At 68.7% G+C, this 25,214-nt stretch carries 18 protein-coding genes and 3 rRNA genes; 3 read left to right on the forward strand and 18 right to left on the reverse strand.

From position 1 onward, the window contains the following. Positions 1–4 precede the first annotated feature (4 nt). From AOA12_RS13905 to AOA12_RS13915, 3 genes are read right to left on the reverse strand one after another with little or no spacing between them, the layout of a single operon-like run. Complete coding sequence (locus AOA12_RS13905; protein WP_054683799.1) at positions 5–838, reverse strand: carbohydrate ABC transporter permease; 834 nt, start codon at positions 836–838, stop codon at positions 5–7. A gap of 9 nt (positions 839–847) precedes the next feature. Next, positions 848–1,792 carry a carbohydrate ABC transporter permease gene (locus AOA12_RS13910; protein ID WP_082406268.1) on the reverse strand — a complete coding sequence of 315 codons (945 nt, stop codon included), beginning with the start codon at positions 1,790–1,792 and terminating at the stop codon, positions 848–850. Then, entirely contained in the window at positions 1,792–3,174 is a 1,383-nt protein-coding gene (locus tag AOA12_RS13915; protein WP_231637090.1) for an ABC transporter substrate-binding protein, read from the reverse strand. The genes AOA12_RS13910 and AOA12_RS13915 overlap by 1 nt, the downstream gene beginning before the upstream one ends. Positions 3,175–3,349: 175 nt before the next feature. Between AOA12_RS13915 and AOA12_RS13920 the strand changes: the two genes are divergently transcribed. Next, complete coding sequence (locus AOA12_RS13920) at positions 3,350–4,381, forward strand: LacI family DNA-binding transcriptional regulator (protein ID WP_054683808.1); 1,032 nt, start codon at positions 3,350–3,352, stop codon at positions 4,379–4,381. 28 nt (positions 4,382–4,409) lie between these two features. Here the strand turns inward: AOA12_RS13920 and recN are convergent, their stop codons facing one another. The 10 genes from recN to tyrS all read right to left on the reverse strand — a co-directional run bounded on the left by recN (position 4,410) and on the right by tyrS (position 17,232). Continuing rightward, the gene (gene recN / locus AOA12_RS13925; RefSeq protein WP_054683811.1) at positions 4,410–6,104 is read right to left on the reverse strand and encodes a DNA repair protein RecN; all 1,695 of its coding nucleotides are present in this window, start codon (positions 6,102–6,104) and stop codon (positions 4,410–4,412) included. Continuing rightward, the gene (locus AOA12_RS13930; protein ID WP_054683814.1) at positions 6,101–7,021 is read right to left on the reverse strand and encodes an NAD kinase; all 921 of its coding nucleotides are present in this window, start codon (positions 7,019–7,021) and stop codon (positions 6,101–6,103) included. Before AOA12_RS13930 ends, recN begins: the two co-directional genes overlap by 4 nt. Then, positions 7,018–7,824: a TlyA family RNA methyltransferase gene (locus tag AOA12_RS13935; protein WP_054683816.1), complete on the reverse strand. Its 807-nt coding sequence runs from the start codon at positions 7,822–7,824 to the stop codon at positions 7,018–7,020. The genes AOA12_RS13930 and AOA12_RS13935 overlap by 4 nt, the downstream gene beginning before the upstream one ends. Next, a complete protein-coding gene (locus tag AOA12_RS23640) occupies positions 7,821–7,973 on the reverse strand; it encodes a hypothetical protein (RefSeq protein ID WP_197280931.1) in 153 nt (50 codons plus the stop codon). Before AOA12_RS23640 ends, AOA12_RS13935 begins: the two co-directional genes overlap by 4 nt. Before the next feature lie 28 nt (positions 7,974–8,001). Next, positions 8,002–9,036: an HAD-IIA family hydrolase gene (locus AOA12_RS13940; RefSeq protein ID WP_054683818.1), complete on the reverse strand. Its 1,035-nt coding sequence runs from the start codon at positions 9,034–9,036 to the stop codon at positions 8,002–8,004. Continuing rightward, on the reverse strand, positions 9,036–10,010 hold the full coding sequence (locus AOA12_RS23875) for a hypothetical protein (protein ID WP_231637091.1): 975 nt from the start codon (positions 10,008–10,010) through the stop codon (positions 9,036–9,038). The genes AOA12_RS13940 and AOA12_RS23875 overlap by 1 nt, the downstream gene beginning before the upstream one ends. An 82-nt stretch (positions 10,011–10,092) precedes the next feature. Further along, a 5S ribosomal RNA gene (gene rrf / locus AOA12_RS13950) occupies positions 10,093–10,209 on the reverse strand. A gap of 117 nt (positions 10,210–10,326) precedes the next feature. Continuing rightward, positions 10,327–13,434, reverse strand: a 23S ribosomal RNA gene (locus tag AOA12_RS13955). Positions 13,435–13,853: 419 nt separating this feature from the next. Then, positions 13,854–15,375, reverse strand: a 16S ribosomal RNA gene (locus AOA12_RS13960). Together the 16S, 23S and 5S rRNA genes form the textbook arrangement of a ribosomal RNA operon. Positions 15,376–15,912: 537 nt before the next feature. Beyond that, positions 15,913–17,232 carry a tyrosine--tRNA ligase gene (gene tyrS, locus AOA12_RS13965; protein ID WP_054683821.1) on the reverse strand — a complete coding sequence of 440 codons (1,320 nt, stop codon included), beginning with the start codon at positions 17,230–17,232 and terminating at the stop codon, positions 15,913–15,915. A 46-nt stretch (positions 17,233–17,278) separates the two neighbouring features. Here tyrS and AOA12_RS13970 point away from each other — a divergent pair, with 46 nt between their 5' ends. Then, positions 17,279–18,133 carry a CHAD domain-containing protein gene (locus tag AOA12_RS13970; protein WP_197280933.1) on the forward strand — a complete coding sequence of 285 codons (855 nt, stop codon included), beginning with the start codon at positions 17,279–17,281 and terminating at the stop codon, positions 18,131–18,133. Positions 18,134–18,167: 34 nt separating this feature from the next. Here the strand turns inward: AOA12_RS13970 and argH are convergent, their stop codons facing one another. Beyond that, positions 18,168–19,604, reverse strand: a complete 1,437-nt coding sequence (gene argH / locus AOA12_RS13975; protein WP_054683828.1) for an argininosuccinate lyase — start codon at positions 19,602–19,604, stop codon at positions 18,168–18,170. A 423-nt stretch (positions 19,605–20,027) separates the two neighbouring features. Between argH and AOA12_RS13980 the strand changes: the two genes are divergently transcribed. Beyond that, positions 20,028–20,909 (forward strand): hypothetical protein, encoded by an 882-nt coding sequence (locus AOA12_RS13980; RefSeq protein WP_156366508.1) that lies wholly within the window; start codon positions 20,028–20,030, stop codon positions 20,907–20,909. 148 nt (positions 20,910–21,057) lie between these two features. On the opposite strand, the gene AOA12_RS13985 is transcribed toward AOA12_RS13980, so the two are convergent. From AOA12_RS13985 to argB, 4 genes are read right to left on the reverse strand one after another with little or no spacing between them, the layout of a single operon-like run. Beyond that, on the reverse strand, positions 21,058–22,170 hold the full coding sequence (locus AOA12_RS13985; protein WP_082406269.1) for a heparan-alpha-glucosaminide N-acetyltransferase domain-containing protein: 1,113 nt from the start codon (positions 22,168–22,170) through the stop codon (positions 21,058–21,060). A gap of 4 nt (positions 22,171–22,174) precedes the next feature. Then, positions 22,175–23,098 (reverse strand): ornithine carbamoyltransferase, encoded by a 924-nt coding sequence (gene argF / locus AOA12_RS13990; RefSeq protein WP_054683835.1) that lies wholly within the window; start codon positions 23,096–23,098, stop codon positions 22,175–22,177. After that, positions 23,095–24,312 carry an acetylornithine transaminase gene (locus AOA12_RS13995; protein WP_054683837.1) on the reverse strand — a complete coding sequence of 406 codons (1,218 nt, stop codon included), beginning with the start codon at positions 24,310–24,312 and terminating at the stop codon, positions 23,095–23,097. Before AOA12_RS13995 ends, argF begins: the two co-directional genes overlap by 4 nt. Then, positions 24,309–25,208 (reverse strand): acetylglutamate kinase, encoded by a 900-nt coding sequence (gene argB, locus AOA12_RS14000; RefSeq protein WP_054683839.1) that lies wholly within the window; start codon positions 25,206–25,208, stop codon positions 24,309–24,311. The genes AOA12_RS13995 and argB overlap by 4 nt, the downstream gene beginning before the upstream one ends. Between the last annotated feature and the right edge of the window lie 6 nt (positions 25,209–25,214).

A 25,214-nucleotide genomic window follows, 5' to 3' on the forward strand; every position in this document is an offset into this window, starting at 1 on the left:
GCGATCACTTGCCGGCGCCGGCGGTCAGGCCCTCGCGCAGAGGCTTCTGCCCGAAGATGAACACCAGCAGGGCGGGGATCATCGAGATCACGACGCCCGCGAGCACCGTGGAGACACTCCCCGTTCCCAGGTTGCCCTGGAGCGTCACGAGACCCAGTGGAAGAGTGAAGTTCTGATCGCTGATGGTCATGATCAGCGGCCGGAAGAACTCGTTCCAATGGTAGTTGAACGCGAGGATGCCGACGATCGCGAGGCCCGGCGTGGCCAGCGGCAGGTAGATGCTGAAGAACACCTTCCACGGGCCCGCGCCGTCGATCTGCGCGGCCTCGGCGAACTCCGTGGGCAGGCCCATGAAGTACTGCCGCATGAGGAACGTGCCGAACGCCGTGGGCAGCGCCGGGATGATGAGCGCGAGCAGCGTGTCGGCCAGTCCCATGCCGCGGATGAGCATGAACACGGGCACGATCGTGACCTGCATCGGCACCATCATCGTGGCGAGGATGAGCGCGAACAGCAGCTTCTTGCTGCGGAACTCGAACCGTGCGAAGACGTAGCCGGCCATGGCCGCGCTCAGCATCTGCCCGATCGCGACGAGCAGCGTCACGAGCGCGCTGTTCCACGTGTACAGCCACACGGGGATCTTGTCGAACACGTCGGCGAAGGCCGCGAGGCCGAACGTCGTCGTGTGCGTCTCGACGTCCGACGGCGTCAGCGCCGTGATGAGCGTCCAGACGACGGGACCGAGCGTGAGGAAGGTGGCGACGGCGAGGACGGCGTACTTGCCGACGCTGGCGAGCCCGCGCAGCGGCGAGCGGGTTTCAACTGCTTCGATGGACATCGGCCGACCTCACCCGTAGAAGACGAAACGCTTGCTGAGCTGGAACTGGAGACCCGTGACCAGCATGATCAGAAGGGTCAGCACGACGCCGATGGCGGATGCGCCGCCGAAGTCGAGCTGCTGGAACGCGGATTCGTAGATCACCATGACCGCCGTGCGGGTCTCGTCGCCGGGACCGCCGCGCGTGAGCACGTAGGGCTGGTCGAAGATCTGCAGGGCGCTGATGATCGCCATGACGGATGCCACGAGCATCGTCGGGCTCACGAGCGGCAGCGTGATCTGGCGGAACTGCGTCCAGCCGGTCGCGCCGTCGAGCGACGAGGCCTCGTACACCTCCTTGGGGATGGCCGCGATGCCGCCGATGAACAGCAGGAACGTGAAGCCGAAGTTCTGCCACACGTACACGAGCAGCACGACGATCTTCGCGCCGAAGCCCGTCGTCAGCCAGCCGACCTTGCCGACGCCGATGAAGGCGAGGAACTCGTTGACGAGGCCGAACTCCTGGTTGAACAGGTAGGCCATCACGAGGGAGACCGACGCGGCCGACAGGATGAGCGGGAAGAACAGCGCCGACCGGAAGAACGTGCGCAGCCAGTTCGGCATCTTCGACTGCACGAGGATCGCGAGACCCAGCGCGACGACGAGCTGCACGATCACCGCGACGACGACGAAGCCGATCGTGTTGAGGAACGAGACCCGCACGGTCGGGTTGGTCGCGAGCTCGACGAAGTTGTCGACGCCGGCGAACTCGGGGGCCGTGATGATGTCCCAGCGGAAGAAGGCCAGCACGACCGAGCCGATGATCGGCAGGAACGCGAACAGGCCGAGGCCGATCACGGTGGGCGCGAGGAAGACCCAGATGAGCAGCCGGTTGCCCTTGTTGCCGCCGACGTCGCCGGCGCCGTTCGGGTTCTTCAGTGCTCGCGTCGTGGGAGCAACGGTGGTGGTGGACATCAGCGCCCCCTCAGTGCGAGCTCGAGATCGCGCTGCATGGTCTCCAGGCCGCGCCTGACCCCGTCGGGTCCGTTCGTGATGGTCGAGACGACGTTCTTGATGAGCGCCGACTCGACGGCCGCCTGCTGGGGCGGGGCGGGCATGGGCCCGGTCGTGGGGAACTTGTCGAGCGTGTCGTAGAACACCTGCCAGTTCTTGGGGCCGACGCCGGCGCCGTAGAGCTGGTCGTTGAGCGTGCGGCGGGGCAGCGACGAGTCGGGCTTCTGGTGCGCGATGCTCATGCCCTCGACCGACACGCAGTACTTGAGCCACTCCCACGCCTCGTCCTTGCGCTGCGACGTCTGCATGATGGCGTAGCCGCCGGCGCCGAACTGGTGCCGCTGGCTGCGCATCTTGGGGAAGAACGTCACGTCGTAGTCCTCGTTCGCGAAGCCGGCGTCCTTCAGGCCCTGCACCCAGAACCCGCCGGCGGGCGTCATGCCCACCGATCCGCGGGCGAACAGGGCGACCAGCTCGTTGCCGCCGCCCTGTGCGGGATTGGCCGCGAGCCCTTCGCCGACCATCTGCTGCAGCGCCGAGAAGCTCTCGATCGTGCGGTCGTTGAGCGCGTCGGCGTTCTCCCACAGGTAGCCGCCGCCGCGCGGGGTCTCGTTCGGGTAGAACTGCTTCCACAGCCAGTCGCCGCCCGACGCCTTCTCCTCGGTGAGGAAGCTCGTGTCGTTGACGTACAGCCAGGGCACGACGCCGCCCCAGAGGCGGTTGTTCCAGAAGTACGGCAGGAAGTTGCCCGAGGCCGAGCTCTTCATCTTGCGCGCGACGTCGAAGAAGTCGTCGAGCGTCCAGTTGTCGCTCGGGCGCTCGAGGCCGGCGCGCTCCAGCGCCGAGGTGTTGTAGTAGACGTTCGCGGCGTTGAAGTTGTCGGGCAGCTGGAACAGATTGCCCTTGTACAGGAACGCCTCGACGAGCGAGGGGTGCACGTCGTCGAAGTAGTCCTGCATCTCGGCGGCGTCGCGCTGCACGTACTCGTCGATGGGGTACGCCATGCGCGAGGCGAACAGCTGCGTGCCCTCGGTCGCGACCGTGACGACGTCCGGCGGCGTGCCCGCCGCGACCATCGTGAGGATCTTGGCGAAGTAGCTGCTCCAGTCCTGTCCCTGGATCGCGACGATGCGCACGGGGATGCCGGGGTGCAGACGCTGGAAGCCCGCGACGAGCTCCTGGCGTGCGGCGGCGTCCTGCGCCGTGCCGAAGAGGGCGACGGTCAGCGCGTCGTCGCCGCGGCCGGGGATGTCTCCACCCGTGAGCCGCGGCCACGATATCGCCGTGCCCACGACCCCCAGCCCGATCAGTCCGAGCATCGCCCGGCGAGATAGCTCTGCCACGTTGTCTCCTGTCCACACCGTTGTCGCAGGTTGTCGTCTGTGTTGAGACGAGGGTGCTAAAAGCATTTAGCTCCCGACACGGTAGCAATCCTGGGAGAACGCTGTCAAGGACTTTCGCGGGATGCGGGCGGGCTGGCTAGCATCGGAGGTTCAGGGCGAGTCGAGGGAGGTCGACATGTCCCCTTCGTCGGGCCGACGGCCGACGCTCGCCGACGTCGCGGCGCTGTCGGGCATGTCCAAGTCCGCGGTGAGCCTCATCCTCAACGACCGTCCCGGCTCGCGGCTCTCGCCCGAGGCGGCCGAGCGGGTGCGCGCGGCGGCCGAGGAGCTCGGCTACCGGCCCAACCCCGCGGCGCAGAGCCTGCGCTGGGGCCGCACGCGCACGCTCGGCTTCGTGTCCGACGAGGTGACGATCACGCGCTTCGCCTCCGGCATGATCAGCGGCGCGCTCGAGGCGGGCGCGGCACGCGACCACTCCGTGCTCATCGCGGAGGCGAACGGCGACCACGACCGGCTGGCGTCGTCCTTCCAGCTCATGCTCGACCGGCGCGTCGACGGGATGATCGTCGGCCTCATGCGCGCACGCCGCGTCGAGCTGCCGCCCGCGCCCGCGAACCTCCCCATCGTCATCGTCAACGGCGAGTCCGGCGCGGGCCACGCCAGCGTGCTGCCCGACGAGCGCGAGGCCGGGCACGCGATGGCGCGGCTCCTCACCGATGCCGGGCACCGGCGCATCGCCGTCGTCGGCGCCCTGACGGCCGACGTCTCCGACCCCGCGATCTCGGTCACGATCGAGGCGCGCTTCGCGGGCATGGGCGACGCGTTCGCGGCCGCCGGCGTGCGGCCGATCATCACGCGCATCGACGAGTGGTTCCCGACGCTCGGCTACGAGACCACGGTGCGCACGATGACCGCGCATCCCGACGTCACGGCGATCCTCGCGAGCAACGACAGCGTGGCGTTCGGCGTCTATCAGGCGCTCGCGAGCCTCGGCCTGCGCATCCCCGACGACGTCTCCGTCGCCTCGTTCGACGACGAGGTGCTCACCGGGTACATGCGCCCGGGCCTGACGACGGCACGGCTCCCCTACGAGGAGATGGCGCGCCACGGCGTCGAGATGCTGCTCGGCGACCGGCCGCTCGGCCCGCACCGCGTCGGCATGCCGGTCGTCGTGCGCGACTCGATCGCCCCGCCCCGGGCACGCTGAGGGCGCGCGGCCTCGCAGGCATCCGCTCTCAGCCTCCTGCACCCAGGGCGAGCAGCTCGCGCGCGTGCTCGAGCGCGACGTCGCTGTCGGGCATGCCCGACAGCAGCCGCGCCATCTCGGCCTCGCGCTGGGGGCCCTCGAGGCGCTGCACGCTGGACGCCGTCACGGAGCCGTCGCTCGACTTCACGACGTTCAGGTGGTTGTTCGCGAACGCGGCGACCTGGGCGAGGTGCGTCACGGCGATGACCTGGCTGGCGGAGGCGAGGCGCTTGAGCCGGCGGCCGACCTCGATCGCCGCCGCTCCCCCGATGCCGGCGTCCACCTCGTCGAAGACGAAGGTCGGCACGGGGTCGGCGCCCGCCAGCACGACCTCGATCGCGAGCATGACGCGGCTCAGCTCTCCCCCGGAGGCGCCGCGCGCGACCGGGCGGGGCGCCGCGCCGGGGTGCGGCGCGAGCAGGATCGTGATCTCGTCGCGCCCGTGCGCGCTCTCGGCGCCCGGCTCGACCGTGACCTCGACCCGCGCATCGGGCAGCGCCAGCTCGCGCAGCTCGACGGTCACCGCCTCGCCGAGGCGTGCGGCCGCGCCGCGCCGCGCCGCGGTGAGCGCGGCGGCGTGCGCGTCCAGCTCCTCGTCGGCCGCGCGGCGCTCCGCGGTGAGCCGGTCGACGCGGTCGGCGTCGTCGTCGAGGTCGGCGAGGCGCTGCGCGCCGCTGTCGCGCAGCTGCAGGGCCGCGTCCAGCGACCCGTGCGCGCGGACGAGGCCGTTCAGCGCCGCGCGGCGCTCCTCGACGGCCGCGAGCTCGTGCGGTCCCAGCTCGTCGAGGTCGGCGAGGTAGCCGCTCAGCTCCGCGGCCAGGTCCGACACGCGGTAGCCGAGGTCCTCGAGCGCGCGGGCGTGCGCGGCGAGAGCGGCGTCGCTGCCCGCCGCGCGTTCCAGGGCCCGGCGCGCATGGCCGAGCAGGGCCTGCGCGTCGGGCTGGTCGTCGTCGCTCGACAGCGCCGCGTGCGCGGTCGCCGCCGCGAGGCGCAGCTCCTCGACGCCCGCGAGCCTCTCGGCGCGCCGGGCGAGCTCGACGTCCTCCCCCGGCTGCGGGTCCACGCGCTCGATGTCGGCGAGCGCGGCGCGCAGGTCGTCGGCCTCGCTGCGCCGGCTCTCGCGTTCGGCGGTCAGCGTCTCCAGCTCCTCGGCGATGCGCCGAGCGCGCGCGAACGCCGCGCGGTACCGCTCGGCCGCGTCCAGCAGTTCGGTGCCGCCGAACCGGTCGAGCGCGTCGCGCTGCGCGGCCTGCGAGCGCAGGCGCAGCTGCTCCGACTGGCCGTGCACGACGACGAGGTCGTCGGCGAGGTCGGAGAGCACGCCGACGGGAGCGGTGCGTCCGCCGACGGTCGCCCGGCTGCGTCCCTCGGCCGACAGCGTGCGTCCGAGGTACAGCTCCGCCCGGCCGTCGCCGAGGGGCTCGAGGTCGCCGCCCGCGTCGCCGACGCGCTCGGCGACGGCACCGGCATCCGGCACGATCCACACGCCCTCGACGGCGGCCTGCGCCGCGCCCGCGCGCACGGCGCCCGAGTCGGCGCGCTGCCCGAGCAGCAGCCCGAGCCCCGTGACGACCATGGTCTTGCCCGCGCCGGTCTCGCCCGTGACGGCGGTGAAGCCGGGGCCGATCGGCAGCGTGGCCTGCGCGATGACGCCGAGGTCACGCAGCCGGATCTCCTCGATCACTCGGCGTCCTCCGCGACCGGGCCGCGCCAGCCGGCGACCGGCAGCCGGAACTTGCGCACGAGGCGCTCGCTGAACGGCGACGGGTGCAGCCGCGCGAGGCGCACGGGCTCCGCGGAGCGCCGCACGACGACGCGTCCGCCCGGCGGCACGTCGTGCGATCGGCGCCCGTCGCACCAGAGGATCGCCCGCCCGCCGGTGCGTCCCAGCACCTCGACGACGACGGGGGCCTCGGGCGCGACCACGAGCGGCCGCGCGAACAGCGCGTGCGCCGAGAGCGGCACGACCTCGATCGCCTCGACCGTCGGCCAGATGACGGGTCCGCCCGCCGAGAACCCGTAGGCGGTCGAACCGGTCGGCGTCGCGACGACCATGCCGTCGCAGCCGAAGGTCGACAGCGGTCGCCCGTCGATCGCGACGATCACCTCGAGCATGCGCTCGCGCTCCGCCTTCTCGACCGTGGCCTCGTTGAGCGCCCAGGTCTCGTAGAGCACCTCGCCCGCGTCGTCCTTCACCCGCACGCGCAGGGTCATCCGCTCCTCGACCTCGTAGTCGCGGGCGATCACGCGGCGGATCGCGTCGTCGAGCACGTCGGCCTCGATCTCGGCGAGAAAGCCCACGTGGCCCATGTTGATGCCGAGGATGGGCACGGCTGCGCCGCGCACGAGCTCCGCGGCCCGCAGGATGGTGCCGTCGCCGCCGAGCACGATCGTCAGCTCGATGTCGGCGGGGGCGATCGTCTCGCCCAGCGCGACGGCGGGGACCTCGCCGAGGGCCTCCAGGAGCGCCGGGTCGTCGGTGGGCACGACGGGCGTGGCGCCCGCCTCGTGCAGCACCGCGATCACGCGGCGCGCCGCGTCGACCGTCTCGGTGCGGTGCGCGTGCGCGACGACCAGGATGTTGCGTGCGGCGCCGGTCATCGTTCTCCCGCCAGTCGGTTCACGGTGTCTCCCCATTCTGACGGATTGCCGCTGTCGCCGATCCGCCGGCGCAGGTGCGCGAGGAACTCGGCGTTGCCGTGGGTGCCGACGATCGGCGAGGCGAGGAACCCGTGCACGCCGAGCCCGGCGTCCCACGCCGACCACAGCGCCGAGGCCACGGCATCCGCCCGCAGGCCGGGATCGGTCACGACGCCCTCGCGCACGCCCGTGCGGCCGACCTCGAACTGCGGCTTGATGAGCACCACGACGTCGGCGTCGTCGGCCGCGACGTCGACGACGGGCGCGAAGGCGAACGTCACCGAGATGAACGACAGGTCGGCGGTCACGATCGAGGGGCGCCGCGGGATGCCGGACTGCGCCGCGAGGCTCGCGGGCGTGAGGTCGCGCACGTTGCTGCCCTCGACGACGATCACGCCCGTGTCCGCGGCGATCTGCGGGGCGAGCTGCCCGTGCCCCACGTCGAGGGCGATCACGGGCTCGGCGCCGCGCTCGCGGAGCACCTGGGTGAAGCCGCCCGTCGACGCGCCCAGGTCGAGCGCGAGCCGTCCGGTCACGGGGATCCCGAACGCGTCGAGGGCGGCGACGAGCTTGTGCGCGGCACGGCTCACGTAGTGGTCGGCGGAGGCCACGGCGAGCACGGCGTCGACGGCGACGGGCGTCGACGGCTTGACGATGCCGCGCCCGTCGACCGTCACGAGGCCGTCGGCGATCAGCTGCCGGGCGTGCGTGCGCGATCGCGCGAGGCCCTGCGCGGCGAGCGCGACGTCGAGGCGCGCGGTCATGAGGTCGCGTCGCGCGGGCTCTCCGCCAGCCGCCGGGAGAGCTCGTCGTGCAGCGCGGCGTAGGCGGGCGCACGCTCGTCGAGCGGCTGCTGCTCGATCACCTCGAGAGCAGACAGCAGGTCCTCGTGTCTCTCATCGCGGGTTGACATGTCCTCCACGATACGCGTCGCGGCGGGCTCAGCGTCTATGGAACGGATCGGCGTAGAGGCGCTCCGGCACGCGGAACCCGAAGATCTGGCGTCCGGTCGCCCAGATCGCCGCGGCGCCCGCGCGCACCAGGTCGATCGGGCGGTCGCCCTCCTTCAGGATGTGGACGTCGGGCCCGTCGATGCGCACGGCCGCGCCGCCGACCTTCGTCACGTCGCCGTCGACGACCGTCTCGGGGTAGGGCTCGTGCAGCTCGCGCAGGTCGCCGAGGATGAAGGCGGGGCGCGAGTGCGAGGGGGCCGCGAGCACGTGCTTGGGCCGGTCGATCCCGGTGAGCACGAGCGCCGAAGGGATGCCGGCGGCCTGGGCCCCCGCGATGTCGGTGTCGAGCCGGTCGCCGATGAACAGCGGCGTGCGCGCGCCGAACCGGGCGACGGCCTCGTCGAAGATCGGCCGCTCGGGCTTGCCCGCGACCGTGGCGAGCCGCCCGACGGCGGTGTGCACGGCGGACACGAGCGTGCCGTTGCCCGGAGCGACGCCGCGCGACTGCGGGATCGTCCAGTCGGTGTTGGTCGCGATCCACGGGATGCCGCCCTCGTCCTCGGGCAGGGCGAGGGCATAGGCGGCCTCGGCGAGCTGCGCCCAGCCGACCTCGGGGGCGAAGCCCTGCACGACGGCGGCGGGCGCGTCCTCGGCCGAGCGGGTGATCCGGTAGCCGGCCTTCTCCGCCTCGAAGACGAGGCCGTCGCCGCCGACGATCAGCAGCGTCGCGCCCGCGGGGACCCGATCGCGCAGCAGTCGCATCGCCGCCTGCGGGCTCGTGATGACGTCGCTCGGGGCCGTGTCGGCCAGTCCGAGCGCGCGCAGGTGCTCGGCGACCACGGCGTCGCGACGCGACGCGTTGTTCGTGATGTAGCCGAGCCGGCGGGTCTCGCCCGCGCGCAGCAGGCTCTCGATCGCGTACGGCAGCGCGCCGTCGCCCGCGTACACGACGCCGTCGAGGTCGGCGAGCACGGCGTCCACCCCGTCGAGCGGTGCGGGCCGGCTGCGTCGGAACAGCGCCATCACTCGGCTCCTTCGCCGTCGCCCGCCTCCGCGGTCTCGTCCGCGACGTCCTCTTCCTCGATCTCGTCGATCTCGATGAGCTCCCGATCGGCGTCCACGGCGTCGAGGGCGCGTGCGGCGATGTCCGCGCGCGCGTACCACTCCTCCGCCTCGGCGTCGCGGCCGAGGTCCTCGAGGACGGCGGCACGCGCAGAGAACAGCGCGGGGCTCCAGGGGTAGGCGCGATCGGGGTCGAGCTCGGGGATGTCGAGCTCGAGCAGCGCGCGTTCGCTCTCGCCGAGGTCGAGCCGGGCGCCCGACATCGCGATGGCGAGGTGCACGCGCACCTCGGTGGGCAGGGTCGCGCGATCGACGGCACGACCGACCTCGAGCGCGCGGTCGGGGCGTCCGACTCCGCGCTCGCTGTCGACCATCAGGGCGATCTGGTCGTCGCGCCCGGAGATGCGGCGGTAGGTCCGCAGCTCGCGCAGAGCGAGCGCGAAGTCGCCGATCGCGTAGGCCGTGATCGCCACGGTCTCGCGCACGACCGCGATGCGGCCGGCGCGTCGCGATGCCGCGAGGGCGTGCTCGTGCGCGAGCGCCGGGTCGTCGGCGATGAGCCGTGCGGCCATGGCGAGGTGACGTGCGACCTCGTCGGCGTTCTCCTTGCTGAGCGTCTTCAGCTCGTTGCGCGCCGGCGGGGCCAGGTCGCGCGGCGTGACGTCCTCGGGGATCTCGGGGGCCGCGGGTCCGCGACGCTCCGACCCCTGCGGCGGACGCGACGGGCGCCGAGCGTCGCCGTCACGCTTCTCGTACGGGCGGCGCTCGCCGTCACGCTTCTCATAGGGACGGCGCTCACCGTCACGCTTCTCGTATGGGCGACGCTCTCCGTCGCGGGAGCCGCGTGCGCCGTCGCGCGGGCGATCTCTGTCGCCCCGCGGGGATCTGTTCTCGCGCGGACTATGGTCGTCACGCGGGCGGTCTTGATCAGCCATCACGGCATCCCTTCGATCCAGCAAGAACCCCTGAAATGCGAAATGGCCACCCGTCAGTGGGTGGCCATTTCGTGTAAAAGAAGTCCGGCGGTGTCCTACTCTCCCACAGGGTCCCCCCTGCAGTACCATCGGCGCTGAGAGGCTTAGCTTCCGGGTTCGGAATGGGACCGGGCGTTTCCCTCTCGCTATGGCCGCCGAAACACTATAGATGTGTCACAAAAACCAAGCACACACCCCAAGGAAGGGTGCGGGCGGGTTCTCGACCGTACATCGAGAACCACTCAGTGGACGCGAACCATCACAGATTCGAAAAAATGTTATCAAGTCATCGGCTTATTAGTACCGGTCAGCTGCACACGTTACCGTGCTTCCACACCCGGCCTATCAACCCAGTAGTCTAGCTGGGAGCCTCTCCCCCAAACGGGGATGGAAGTCTCATCTTGAGGCCGGCTTCCCGCTTAGATGCTTTCAGCGGTTATCCATCCCGAACGTAGCTAACCAGCGGTGCTCCTGGCGGAACAACTGGCACACCAGAGGTTCGTCCAACCCGGTCCTCTCGTACTAGGGTCAGATCCTCTCAAACTTCCTACGCGCGCAGCGGATAGGGACCGAACTGTCTCACGACGTTCTAAACCCAGCTCGCGTACCGCTTTAATGGGCGAACAGCCCAACCCTTGGGACCTACTCCAGCCCCAGGATGCGACGAGCCGACATCGAGGTGCCAAACCATGCCGTCGATATGGACTCTTGGGCAAGATCAGCCTGTTATCCCCGAGGTACCTTTTATCCGTTGAGCGACAGCGCTTCCACAAGCCACTGCCGGATCACTAGTCCCGACTTTCGTCCCTGCTCGACCTGTCAGTCTCACAGTCAAGCTCCCTTGTGCACTTACACTCGCCACCTGATTGCCAACCAGGTTGAGGGAACCTTTGGGCGCCTCCGTTACTCTTTGGGAGGCAACCGCCCCAGTTAAACTACCCACCAGGCACTGTCCCTGAACCGGATCACGGTCCGAAGTTAGATATCCAGAGTGACCAGAGTGGTATTTCAACAACGACTCCACACCCACTAGCGTGAATGCTTCACAGTCTCCCACCTATCCTACACAAGCCACACCGAACACCAATACCAAGCTGTAGTAAAGGTCACGGGGTCTTTCCGTCCTGCTGCGCGTAACGAGCATCTTTACTCGTAATGCAATTTCGCCGAGTTCGCGGTTGAGACAGTTGGGAAGTCGTTACGCCATTCGTGCAGGTCGGAACTTACCCGACAAGGAATTTCGCTACCTTAGGATGGTTATAGTTACCACCGCCGTTTACTGGGGCTTAAATTCTCAGCTTCGCCTTACGGCTAACCGGTCCTCTTAACCTTCCAGCACCGGGCAGGCGTCAGTCCGTATACATCGACTTGCGTCTTCGCACGGACCTGTGTTTTTAGTAAACAGTCGCTACCCACTAGTCTCTGCGGCCACCACACCCTTTTCCAGGCAAGCTGGTATAAGCGGATGGCCCCCCTTCTCCCGAAGTTACGGGGGCATTTTGCCGAGTTCCTTAACCACGATTCTCTCGATCTCCTCGGTATTCTCTACCTGACCACCTGAGTCGGTTTGGGGTACGGGCGGCTAGAACCTCGCGTCGATGCTTTTCTTGGCAGCAGAGGATCACCCACTTTTCATCCGCATCGTGTCTCAGCCTGTAAGGGTCACGGATTTGCCTATGACCCGGCCTACGCACTTGCCCCGGGAACAACCATCGCCCGGGATGGGCTACCTTCCTGCGTCACACCTGTTAACACGCTAACCGCACCAGCATGGGGTCACGCGCTCCCCTGAACGGTGCACCCCGAAGGGTACGATGCTCAGGCTCGGGCGTTTAGCACCACTGGATTAGCTTGGGCGGTTCTTCGCCGGTACGGGAATATCAACCCGTTGTCCATCGACTACGCCTGTCGGCCTCGCCTTAGGTCCCGACTTACCCAGGGAAGATTAGCTTGACCCTGGAACCCTTGGTCTTTCGGAGGACGTGTTTCTCACACGTCTTTCGCTACTCATGCCTGCATTCTCACTCGTGTAGCCTCCACGGCTGGGTCACCCCGCCGCTTCACCGGCCACACGACGCTCTCCTACCCATCAACACGGCTGGACCACGAAGGCCTACCAAAAATGTCAATGCCACAACTTCGGTGACGTGCTTGAGCCCCGCTACATTGTCGGCGCGGAATCACTTGACCAGTGAGCTATTACGCACTCTTTCAAGGGTGGCTGCTTCTAAGCCAACCTCCTGGTTGTCACAGCAACTCCACATCCTTTCCCACTTAGCACGCGCTTAGGGACCTTAGTTGGTGGTCTGGGTTGTTTCCCTCTCGACTATGAAGCTTATCCCCCACAGTCTCACTGCTGCGCTCTCACTTACCGGCATTCGGAGTTTGGCTGACGTCAGTAACCTGGTAGGGCCCATCGGCCATCCAGTAGCTCTACCTCCGGCAAGAAACACGCAACGCTGCACCTAAATGCATTTCGGAGAGAACCAGCTATCACGAAGTTTGATTGGCCTTTCACCCCTATCCACAGCTCATCCCCTCAGTTTTCAACCTAAGTGGGTTCGGCCCTCCACGACGTCTTACCGTCGCTTCAGCCTGGCCATGGATAGATCACTTCGCTTCGGGTCTAGGACACGCGACTCACTCGCCCTATTCAGACTCGCTTTCGCTACGGCTACCCCACACGGGTTAACCTCGCCACGTATCGCTAACTCGCAGGCTCATTCTTCAAAAGGCACGCTGTCACACCTACCAAGGGTGCTCCAACGGTTTGTAAGCAAACGGTTTCAGGTACTATTTCACTCCCCTCCCGGGGTACTTTTCACCTTTCCCTCACGGTACTTGTCCGCTATCGGTCATCTGGGAGTATTTAGGCTTATCAGGTGGTCCTGACAGATTCACACGGGATTTCTCGGGCCCCGTGCTACTTGGGATACTTCACCACGCCAAGAGAAGCATTTCGACTACGGGGTTCACACCCTCTCTGACCCGCCTTTCAATGCGGTTCGTCTATACCTTCTTGTAACGCTCACAGCTCGGCAGAACTGTATGGAAAGTCCCACAACCCCGAACACGCAACTCCTGCCGGATATCACACGCACTCGGTTTAGCCTCATCCGCTTTCGCTCGCCACTACTCACGGAATCACGGTTGTTTTCTCTTCCTGTGGGTACTGAGATGTTTCACTTCCCCACGTTCCCTCTACCCGCCCTATATATTCAGACGAGAGTCACTAGGTCGGCACGCCGCCCAGCGGGGTTTCCCCATTCGGACACCCTCGGATCACAGTGTGCTTATCCACTCCCCGAGGCTTATCGCAGATTGCTACGTCCTTCTTCGGCTCCAGATGCCAAGGCATCCACCGTTTGCTCTTAAAGACTTGAAACATGAGTTCGAATCGTCAATCTCAAAACAAAATTGACTAATGATCTTTAAGATCATCAAAAGAACACCCGGAAAAAATCCAGGCATTCAAAGATGCTCGCGTCCACTGTGTAGTTCTCAAAGTACGGGCGGTACCCCCTCCCCCACCAGCAAACCAGCCGGCAACAGAAGAAGGCCCAGAAGCAACGAACCCCCACCCCCCACAAAGGAAGGCAAGCGCCCGGTCCCTCAGGACCCAACAGCGTGCAGCCACCACCAACCCGCGACACCACCTTCCAATCCCCCCCCGAAGAGAAGACGTACTAGCAGCACCACGCATCAGCAATGGCATGTCAAATGTTCCACCCATGAGCCCCAGCCACACACATTCGGCATGGTACTGAGTTCTGGAACCCCCGAAGAGGCTCAGATGCTCCTTAGAAAGGAGGTGATCCAGCCGCACCTTCCGGTACGGCTACCTTGTTACGACTTAGTCCTAATTACCGATCCCACCTTCGACGGCTCCCTCCACAAGGGTTAGGCCACCGGCTTCAGGTGTTACCGACTTTCATGACTTGACGGGCGGTGTGTACAAGACCCGGGAACGTATTCACCGCAGCGTTGCTGATCTGCGATTACTAGCGACTCCGACTTCATGAGGTCGAGTTGCAGACCTCAATCCGAACTGGGACCGGCTTTTTGGGATTCGCTCCACCTCACGGTATTGCAGCCCTTTGTACCGGCCATTGTAGCATGCGTGAAGCCCAAGACATAAGGGGCATGATGATTTGACGTCATCCCCACCTTCCTCCGAGTTGACCCCGGCAGTATCCCATGAGTTCCCACCATAACGTGCTGGCAACATAGAACGAGGGTTGCGCTCGTTGCGGGACTTAACCCAACATCTCACGACACGAGCTGACGACAACCATGCACCACCTGTATAGAGACCTTGCGGGGCGACTATCTCTAGCCGTTTCCTCTATATGTCAAGCCTTGGTAAGGTTCTTCGCGTTGCATCGAATTAATCCGCATGCTCCGCCGCTTGTGCGGGTCCCCGTCAATTCCTTTGAGTTTTAGCCTTGCGGCCGTACTCCCCAGGCGGGGAACTTAATGCGTTAGCTGCGTCACGGAATCCGTGGAATGGACCCCACAACTAGTTCCCAACGTTTACGGGGTGGACTACCAGGGTATCTAAGCCTGTTTGCTCCCCACCCTTTCGCTCCTCAGCGTCAGTTACGGCCCAGAGATCTGCCTTCGCCATCGGTGTTCCTCCTGATATCTGCGCATTCCACCGCTACACCAGGAATTCCAATCTCCCCTACCGCACTCTAGTCTGCCCGTACCCACTGCAGGCCCGAGGTTGAGCCTCGGGATTTCACAGCAGACGCGACAAACCGCCTACGAGCTCTTTACGCCCAATAATTCCGGATAACGCTTGCACCCTACGTATTACCGCGGCTGCTGGCACGTAGTTAGCCGGTGCTTTTTCTGCAGGTACCGTCACTCACGCTTCTTCCCTGCTAAAAGAGGTTTACAACCCGAAGGCCGTCATCCCTCACGCGGCGTTGCTGCATCAGGCTTCCGCCCATTGTGCAATATTCCCCACTGCTGCCTCCCGTAGGAGTCTGGGCCGTGTCTCAGTCCCAGTGTGGCCGGTCACCCTCTCAGGCCGGCTACCCGTCGACGCCTTGGTGAGCCATTACCTCACCAACAAGCTGATAGGCCGCGAGCCCATCCCCAACCGAAAAATCTTTCCAACCACAACCATGCGGTCATAGCTCATATCCAGTATTAGACACCGTTTCCAGCGCTTATCCCAGAGTCAGGGGCAGATTGCTCACGTGTTACTCACCCGTTCGCCACTGATCCACCAGAGCAAGCTCCAGCTTCACCGTTCGACTTGCATGTGTTAAGCACGCCGCCAGCGTTCATCCTGAGCCAGGATCAAACTCTCCGTAAAAGAAAAAAGCCAAACATGACCGGAAAAAAGCCATGCCAGCGAGTTCGAACTGACCAAAAAGGATGCCATCACTGACATATCCATACGCCAACCCCCGAAAGGATTGGACTTTGATCCAAAGGAATCTCAACCCGATCAAAAAGACCGGACGAGGTAAAATTTGGCATTTGACAAGTGCACGCTGTTGAGTTCTCAAAGATCGGACACTCCTGCTGCTCGGCCTCTCGACCTCGCCCACAGGGCAATCAGATTCGTTCTGCCGCGATCCGTCTGTCGAACCGGCACGCTCGGATCTTCAGATCCTTGCGTCAGCCGGTGACCGCGGTCTCCGTGGCAGGTTTCCCATCCTAGACCACGCGGGCCTGTTCTGCAAGAGAACACAGGAAGGGGTTCGGCTCGCTGCTTGAGGGGAGTGAGGCCTTCCGGCTCTCGCTCAACCCTTTGGGGCGAACAACAAGAACATTACGCGGATCCGGGGCACTCGACAAATCAGGCCTGCATCCCGGGCGTGTCGCGCCGTCCTCCCCGCGCCGCACGTCACCCCACGAACAGTCCGGCGAGGGTCTTCTTGCCCCGGCGCAGTACCGAGACGCCGCCCGGCAGCCCGCCCGTGACCAGGGCGTTCTCGTCGGCCACCTTCTCGCCGTCGAGCGAGACCCCGCCCTGCGCGATCGCGCGGCGGGCCTCGGAGAGGCTCGTGCACAGTCCCGTGTCGACGAGCGCCTGCGCGACCGGCGTGCCGCCGGCGACCGCGGCGTTCGGCAGCTCCTCGAGGGCGCTGCGCAGCGTCGCGGCATCCAGCGTCGCCAGATCGCCCCTGCCGAAGAGCGCCTCGGAGGCCGCGATCACGGCCTGCGTCGCCGCAAGACCGTGCACGGTCGTGGTCACCTCGAGCGCCAGGCGGCGCTGCGCCGCTCGGCGGAAGGGCTCGTCGGCGACGAGGCGCGCGTACTCCTCGATCTCGGCGCGCGTGAGGAACGTGAACACCTTGAGCCGGTCGACCACGTCGGCGTCGTCGGTGTTGAGCCAGAACTGGTACATGCGGTACGGGCTGCACATCTCGGCGTCGAGCCAGACGGCGTTGCCCTCGCTCTTGCCGAACTTGGTCCCGTCGCTGTTGGTGATCAGCGGCGTGCCGATGGCGTGCACCGACACGCCCTCGACGCGATGGATCAGGTCCGTGCCGCTCGTCAGGTTGCCCCACTGGTCGCTGCCGCCGGTCTGCAGCACGCATCCGTACTGCCGGTAGAGCTCCAGGTAGTCCATGCCCTGCAGGATCTGGTAGCTGAACTCGGTGTAGCTGATGCCCGCGTCGGAGTTCAGGCGCGCCGCGACGGCGTCCTTCTTGAGCATCGTGCCGACACGGTAGTGCTTGCCGATGTCGCGCAGGAAGTCGATCGCCGAGAGCGGCGCGGTCCAGTCGAGGTTGTTGACGATGCGGGCCGCGCTGTCGCCCTCGAAGCCGAGGAAGCGCTCGACCTGGGTCCGCAGCCGGCCGACCCATTCGGCGACCGTCTCCGGGGTGTTGAGCGTGCGCTCGGCCGTCGGGCGCGGATCCCCGATCAGTCCCGTCGACCCGCCGACGAGCCCGAGCGGCCGGTGCCCCGCGAGCTGCAGCCGGCGCATCGTGAGCAGCTGCACGAGATTGCCGAGGTGCAGGCTGGGCGCCGTCGGGTCGAACCCGCAGTAGTACGTGATCGGCTCCCCCGCCAGCAGGGCGCGCAGCGCGTCCTGATCGGTCGACACGTGCACCAGGCCGCGCCACACGATCTCGTCCCAGACGTTGTCGAACGTCGGGTCGTTGGCGGGCGCCAGCGCACGCACGGGATCGGGGGCGTTCACGACGGTTTCAGACACGCGTTCCAGGCTAACGGATGCCGGCAGAGGCCCTATGGTCGTGGTCATGGGTGAATCCGAGACGCTCGGCGCGCTCGTCGCCGCGTACGCCGACCGGCAGATCGCGACGATCCTGGATGCCGACGAGCGGCTGCGGCGCGGCGACCTCGACGCGGTGCACCCCACACGGGTCGCGATCCGCCGGCTCCGCGCGACGCTGCGCACCTTCGCGGGCGTCCACCGCCGCAAGCCCGCGGCGAGGCTGGAGGCCGCGGTGCGCCGATGGGGCCTCGTGCTGGGCGCGCTGCGCGACCTGGAGGTGCTCGACGCCCGCCTCCTCGCCGATCTCGCCGAGCTCGGCGGCTCTCCGGCGTCGGCCGACGCCGCCCGACGCGTCATCCGCGACGAGATCGACGACCGGCTGCGCACGGCGTGGCAGGACACGCGCCACGAGCTGGCATCCGCAGAGCACGCGCGGCTGCGCGACCGGCTGGAGCGCTGGCGCGACGACCCGCCCGTGCGAAAGGATGCCGGCCTGCCCGCCCGCGAGGCGCGCAGCGCCGTCGACGCGGTCGGCCACACCCTGCGGAAGCGCCTCGACCGCGCCCTCGCGGCGAGCCGCGCGGGCGACCCGGGCGCCGCCGAGCTGCTGCACGACGCGCGCAAGGCCGGCAAGCGGCACCGCTACGCGGTCGAGCTCGCGCTGCCCGTGCTGGACGCCGACGGCGACGTGGCCGTCGAACGCGGCCGGGCCCTGCAGGACGCCCTCGGCGAGCTGCAGGACGCGCACGTCGCCCACGCCCTGCTCGACCGGCTCGCCGACGGCGCCGACGAGGTCGCGCGCCCCGCGCTCCGGGCGCTCGCCGACCGCGAGGCCGAGCGCGTGACCGACACGACCGCGCTCCTCCGGCACATCGACTGAGCCGTCCCCCCGACCGCGCCGACCGCAGCCGCGCCTACAGGCCGAGGGCGTGCGCGGCCGCCTGAGCGCGGGCGACGAGCGCCTCGCGCTGCTCGGCGACGCGCACCGGGGCGGTTCCGCCCGCGCCGGTGCGGCTCGCGACCGAGCCCTCGATCGACAGCACCTCGCGCACGGCCGGCACGAGGTGGGCCGAGACCTGCTGCAGCAGCGCGTCGTCGGCGTCCTCGAGCCCGATGCCGCGCTCCTCGCACGCGCGCACGAGCGACCCGGAGATCTCGTGCGCGTCGCGGAACGGCACGCCCTTCTTGACCAGCCACTCGGCGACGTCGGTCGCCAGCGAGAAGCCCTCGGGGGCGAGGGACGCCATGCGCGCGGTGTCGAAGCGCATCGTCGCGACCATGCCCGCGAACGCCGGCAGCACGACCGCGAGGGTCGCCGCGGAGTCGAACACCGGCTCCTTGTCCTCCTGCAGGTCGCGGTTGTAGGCGAGGGGCAGCGCCTTGAGCGTGGCCAGGAGTCCCGACAGGTTGCCGATGAGGCGTCCGGCCTTGCCGCGCGCGAGCTCGGCGATGTCGGGGTTCTTCTTCTGCGGCATGATGCTCGATCCGGTCGAGTACCCGTCGTCGAGCGTCACGAACCCGAACTCGCGCGTGTTCCAGATGATGATGTCCTCGGCGAAGCGCGACAGGTCGATGCCGATCATCGCGGCGACGAACGCGAACTCGGCGACGACGTCGCGCGACGAGGTGCCGTCGAGCGAGTTCTCGGCGGGCGACGCGAGCCCGAGCTCGTCGGCGATGAGCTGCGGGTCGAGGCCGAGGGTCGCACCCGCGAGCGCTCCCCCGCCGTACGGCGAGACGCGGGCGCGCGCCGACCAGTCGCGCAGCCGCTCCAGGTCGCGCACGAGCGGCCAGGCGTGCGCCTGCAGGTGATGCGCGAGCAGGATCGGCTGCGCGTGCTGCAGATGCGTGCGGCCGGGCATGATGGCATCCGGATGCGCCCCCGCCTGCGCCACGATGGCGTCGACGACGCCCAGGACGCCGCGGGCGACCACGCGCGCGTGGTCGAGGAGGTACAGGCGCACGAGCGTCGCGATCTGGTCGTTGCGGCTGCGGCCGGCGCGCAGCTTGCCGCCCAGCTCGAGCCCGACCTCGGCGATGAGGGCGGCCTCGAGGGCGCCGTGCACGTCCTCGTCGCCGGGCTGCGCGACGAGGGTGCCGTCCTGCACCGCGGCGGCGAGCGCGTCGAGGCCCGCGTGCATGCGCGTCTCCTCGTCGCCGGTGAGATACCCGGCCGCGGCGAGCGCCTTCGCGTGCGCGTGCGAGCCGGCGATGTCGTAGAGCGCGAGCGCCCAGTCGAAGTGCGTCGAGCGGCTCAGCTCCTGTAGCTCGGGCGAGGGGCCCGTGGCGAATCGCGCGCCCCAGAGTGCGCCCTCGTTGGTGCCGTGCCCACCCTCGCTGGTGCCGTGCATCGTGCCCTGGCCATTGCTCTCACTCACCCGCTCAGCCTACCCGCGGCATCCGCCCCGAAATCATCCATGCCGCCATGGCCCACGGTCGCGACGCCTGCGGCCGGATGAGATCCGACCGGCGCACTCATCCGGCCGGTCATGCCGCCATCGCCCTCGATTGCGGCGCTTCGGGCCGGATGACCGCGCGGGGGGCGCCGCGACGCTTCGTCCCCAGCGAGGCGTTTGCCGCGGTTGTCCACATATCGGCTCCCGCGCCGTCCGCGGGATGAGGCGTTCCCGCACACTGTGCCCATGCCACGTCCGCCCGCGCCTCTGCCCGACGATCTCGACGATGTGTTCTCGTCACGAACGGCACGGGATGCCGGTGTCTCGCGCCGAAGGCTCCGGCATCCCTCGTTGCCGGCGCCGTTTCGGGGCGTGCGCATGCGATCGACGTCTCCTCCGCCGGATGACGACGGCGACATCGCCGCCCAGGCGCGCGCCCTGCGCACCGAGATCGAGCGGCATGCCCGCGCCTTCGCGACGATCGCTCCGAGCGACGGGTTCTTCAGCCATGTCACGGCTGCGGTGCTGTGGAACCTGCCGCTCCCGATCCGGCTGCTTCGGACAGTGCTGCACGGCGAGACGCCTCGCGGTATCGACGTCTCGGTTCCGACGCCCCGGCGCGCACCGAAGTCTGCGGGCGTCCGTGGTCATGCGCTGCTGCCCGCGCTCACCGGCATCGTCCCGCACGCGGGCCTGAGGGTGACGAGCCCCGCCACGACCTGGGCGCTGCTCGCGCCGCTTCTGAGCGTGGACGAGCTCATCGAAGCGGGCGACGCGATCGTGCGCATTCCGCGCAAGAAGGGGATGCAGCGCGGGGCGCCCAGCGATGCTCTCGCCTCGCTGACGCAGCTCGCTCGGTGCCTCGACGCGGGCCGGAGGGAAGGGATCGGGCGGTTGCGCGCGGCTTTGCCGCAGATCCGTGTGGGGAGCGCGTCGGTGGGCGAGACCCGTGTGCGCCTGGCCTGCGCGCGGGCCGGATTGCCCGAGCCCGACCTCGACTTCGACGTCTTCGACGGCGATGGGCAGGCCATCGGATTCACCGAGCTCGCCTATCCGGCGTGGCGCCTGCTCATAGAGTACGAGGGCGACCATCACCGCACCGACCGCGCGCAATGGGACCGCGATATCGAGAAGCACGCCGCGTGCACCGCCGCGGGCTGGGAGACGATCCGGCTGACCGCACGACACCTGCGAGAGTCAGGCGCCCCCGCCGTGCAGCGCGTCCGCGACGCGCTCATCCGAGCAGGATGGCATCCATGACAGGTTTCGCCGAGCCGGACGAACACAACGCGGACATTTCATCGGGCCCGGGATGTCGCTCTCGGACCGCATCGTGACACCATGGGCCGGACGAAACCGCGGACGAGGGATGCCAGGGGAACCCGGCTCGAGGAGGTCCGCGCCGGCGTCAGGGGTGGGGCGGGGCGGCGATGCGGGCGACCGACGCCGTCAGCGCCTCGAGCGGCCCGCGGCCGACGAGCAGCGCCCACGCCGTGCAGCCGAGCAGGATGCCGAGGGTGATCGGCCAGAACGGATCGAGCGCGCGGAAGCCGGCGAGATCGCCCGTCGTGCCCAGCGCCTCCTGCGACCACAGCGCCCACACGACGAGCTGCGCGACGTACGCCGTGAGCGGCATCGCGCCGACGGCCCGCAGCGGCAGCACGACGAGGGCGACCGGACCGCGGCACGCGAGCACGCATGCGCCGATCGCCGCGAGCGCGAAGCCGCCCGAGCCGATCACCTCGAGCAGCCCACTGGAGTGCGCGCGGGCCGTCCAGACGACGACGCCGTCGTCCGTTCCGTCGCCCGCGCCGCTCAGCCGGTGCAGGCCGTATCCGGCGAGCGCGAGCGCACCGCCGACGGCCACGAGCCGCCAGGCCGTGGACGCGCGGCGCAGGTCGATCCGGGCGACCCCCATGCCGGCGAGCACGAAGGCGAGCCACACCGGGAACGGGTAGTGCCACCCCAGCACCAGCGCGAGATCGGGGCCGTACGGCTCGTCCCACACGGGAAGGCCGTCGAGCAGCGGCTGGACGAAAGGCATCACGAGGCCGATCGCCGCCGCGACGGCGAACAGCCCGCGGGCGCCGATTCCCGCGAAGGGCAGCGCGAGGAGGAACAGGATCGCGTAGGCGGGCAGGATGACGTACACGGGCACGCCCGTCGCGATGAGCAGCAGCCCGATCGCCATCAGCAGCACGGCGCGCGCGGACAGCCGGCGGCGGGCACGGCCCAGGGCGTCCCGGCCGAACGGTGCCGCACCGCCCGTGACGAGGCCGATCGACACGCCCGCGAGCGTCGCGAACAGGATCGACGACCGCCCGTCGGCGAACGACTCCCCCGGCACGAGCTGCAGGGGCGACGCCTCGGCGTCGGCGAGCAGGTGAGCCGCGAGCATGCCGATCACCGCGAGGCCGCGGGCGAGGTCGACGCCGCCCAGCCGGGCGGGCCCGTTCAGCCGCTCCCACCGCCCGGCGAGCCACCGCGCGGCGCCGCGCTCCCGGAGCCCGCGGCCGGTCATCAGCTCACTGCTGACGCAGCAGCCACACGAGCAGCGCCTTCTGGGCGTGCAGCCGGTTCTCGGCCTCGTCCCACACGACGCTCTGCGGACCGTCGATGACGTCGGCATCCACCTCGTACCCGCGGTCGGCGGGCAGGCAGTGGATGAAGATCGCCTCGGGGTGCGCGAGCGACATGGTCTGCCGCGTCACCTTGTAGCCGCCGAGGTCGCGGATGCGGAGCGTCTTCTCCTCCTCCTTGCCCATCGACACCCACGTGTCGGTGACGACGACGTCGGCGCCGGCGGCCGCCTCGGCCGGGTCGGTCACGAGCGCCACCGACCCGCCGGTCCGGGCGGCGATGCGCTGGGCGTCGGCGACGACGTCCTCGCGCGGCGCGTACTCGGGCGGCGACGCGACGCGCACGTGCATGCCCGCCGTGACGCCGGCCAGCACGTACGAGTGCCCCATGTTCGACCGCCCGTCGCCGAAGAACGAGAGCGTCAGCCCCTTCGGGTCGCCCTTGTGCTCGCGGATCGTGAGCAGGTCGGCGAGCAGCTGGCACGGGTGGAAGTCGTCGCTCAGCGCGTTGACGACCGGCACGGTGGTGCCCCGCGCCATCTCCTCGAGCCCGGCCTGCGCGTAGGTGCGCCACACGATCGCGGCGACCTGGCGCTCGAGCACGCGCGCGGTGTCGGAGGGGGTCTCCTTGCCGCCGAGCTGGCTGCTCGCCGTCGAGATGATGAGCGGGGAGCCGCCGAGGTCGGCGATGCCGACCGCGAACGACACGCGCGTGCGCGTGGACGACTTGTCGAAGATGACGGCGACCGTCTGCGGGCCCGCGAGGGGCTTCTCCTTCCAGCGATCGGCCTTGAGCTCGAGCGCGAGGTCGAGGATCTCGGCCTGCTCGGCGGGGCTCAGGTCGTCGTCGCGCAGCAGGTGGCGGGTCATGCGGGCACCTCCGTGGTCGTGAGCGTCTGTTCGACGGCGCGCAGGGCGCGCGTGAACAGCTCGCGGAACTCGTCGATCTCGACGTCGCCGATCGTGAGCGGCGGCGCGAGCCGGATCGTGCTGTCGTTCGCGGCGTTGATGACGAGGCCTTCGGCGAGCGCCGCCGCGACGACCTGCGCGGCGACGGGCTGCCGCAGCGCCACGCCGATCAGGAGGCCCCGGCCCCGCGTGCTCTCGATCAGCCCCGAGTCGATCGACTCGATCAGGGTGCGCACCTGTGCGCCGCGCTGGACCGCGGCATCCACGAGCCCGGCCCGCTCGATCTCGGTGAGCACGGCGGCGGCGACGGCGGTCGCGAGCGCGTTGCCGCCGAAGGTCGACCCGTGCGTGCCGGGGTAGAACAGCTCGCTCGCCGCGCCGAAGGTGATGAGCGCGCCGATCGGGAAGCCGTTGCCGATGCCTTTGGCGACCGTGATGGCGTCGGGCACGATGCCCTCGTGCTGGAAGGCGAACCAGGCACCGGTGCGCCCCGCGCCGGTCTGGATCTCGTCGACGATCAGCAGCGCGCCGTGCCGGCGTGTGATCTCGCGCGCCGCGGCGAGGTAGCCCTCGGGCAGCTCGAGCACGCCCGCCTCGCCCTTGATGGGCTCGACGAACAGCGCCGCGACCCGGTCGTCGACGGCCGCCTCGAGCGCCTCGACCGTCGAGTCGATGAACTCGACGCCCGGCGTCATGGGCTCGAACGGCGCGCGCATCGCGGGCTTGCCGGTGATCGCGAGCGTGCCCATCGTGCGACCGTGGAACGAGTTGTGCAGCGAGAGGATGCGCGGCCGGTCCGCGCCGCCGTGCAGCCGGGCGAGCTTGAACGCCGCCTCGTTGGCCTCGGCGCCCGAGTTGCCGAAGTACACGCGTCCCTCGTCGCCCGTGCCCGCGAGCCGCTTGAGCAGCGCCGCGAGGCGCAGCTGCGGCGGCGTCGCGTAGTAGTTCGAGACGTGCGTGAGCGTCGCGGCCTGCGTGGCGACCGCCTCGACGTACACGGGATGCGAGTGCCCGAGCGCGACGACCGCGATGCCCGCGAGGAAGTCGAGGTAGCGCGTGCCCCGGTCGTCCCACAGGTGCGCGCCTTCTCCGCGCACGAACAGGGCCGCGCGGTCGCCCGCGTTGCGCACCAGGTCGTGCGCCGCGGCATCCTGCCAGGTCGAGTCGTCCGTCACTTCGCCACCACTTCCGTTCCGATTCCGTGTTCTGTGAAGAGCTCGACGAGCACCGAGTGCGGCTGGCGCCCGTCGATGATCGCCGCCGTCGGCACGCCCCCGTCGACGGCGTCGAGGCACGCCTGCATCTTGGGGATCATGCCCGACTCGAGGCGGGGCAGCATGTCGCGCAGCTCGGGGGCCGTGAGGTGCGACACGAGCGAGTCGCGGTTCGGCCAGTCGGCGTAGAGGCCGGGCACATCGGTGAGCACGACGAGCTTCGTCGCGCCGAGCGCGACCGCGAGGGCCGCCGCCGCGGCATCCGCGTTGACGTTGAGCGAGTGACCGGGCTGCGCCTCGTCGGGGGCGATCGACGACACGACGGGCACGCGGTCGGCGGCGAGCTGGTCGAGCACCGGCTGCGGGTCGACCTCGACGACGTCGCCCACGTGGCCGAGATCGTGCTCGGTGCCGTCGATGACGACGCCGCGGCGGCGACCGCGGAACAGCCCGGCGTCCTCCCCCGACAGGCCCGTCGCGAAGCTGCCGTGGGTGTTGATCTTGGCGACCAGCTGCGGGTTGATCTGTCCCGTGAGCACCATGCGCACGACGTCGATCGCCTCGGTCGAGGTCACCCGGTAGCCGCCCTTGAACTCGCTGTCGATGTCGAGGCGGTCGAGCATCCTGGAGATCTGCGGCCCGCCGCCGTGCACGACGACGGGCTTGACGCCCACGTAGCGCAGGTAGGCGATGTCGGCGGCGAACGCGTCCTGCAGCTCCTCGGACACCATCGCGTTGCCGCCGTACTTGACGACGACGATCTGGTCGCGGTAGCGCTTGAGCCACGGGAGCGACTCGATGAGCACCGCGGCCTTCGCCGCCGCCTGTTCGGGAGTGGTCTGCTGCAGATCGGTCATGAGGCC

Source organism: Microbacterium sp. No. 7 (genome assembly GCF_001314225.1).
Classification (GTDB): domain Bacteria; phylum Actinomycetota; class Actinomycetes; order Actinomycetales; family Microbacteriaceae; genus Microbacterium.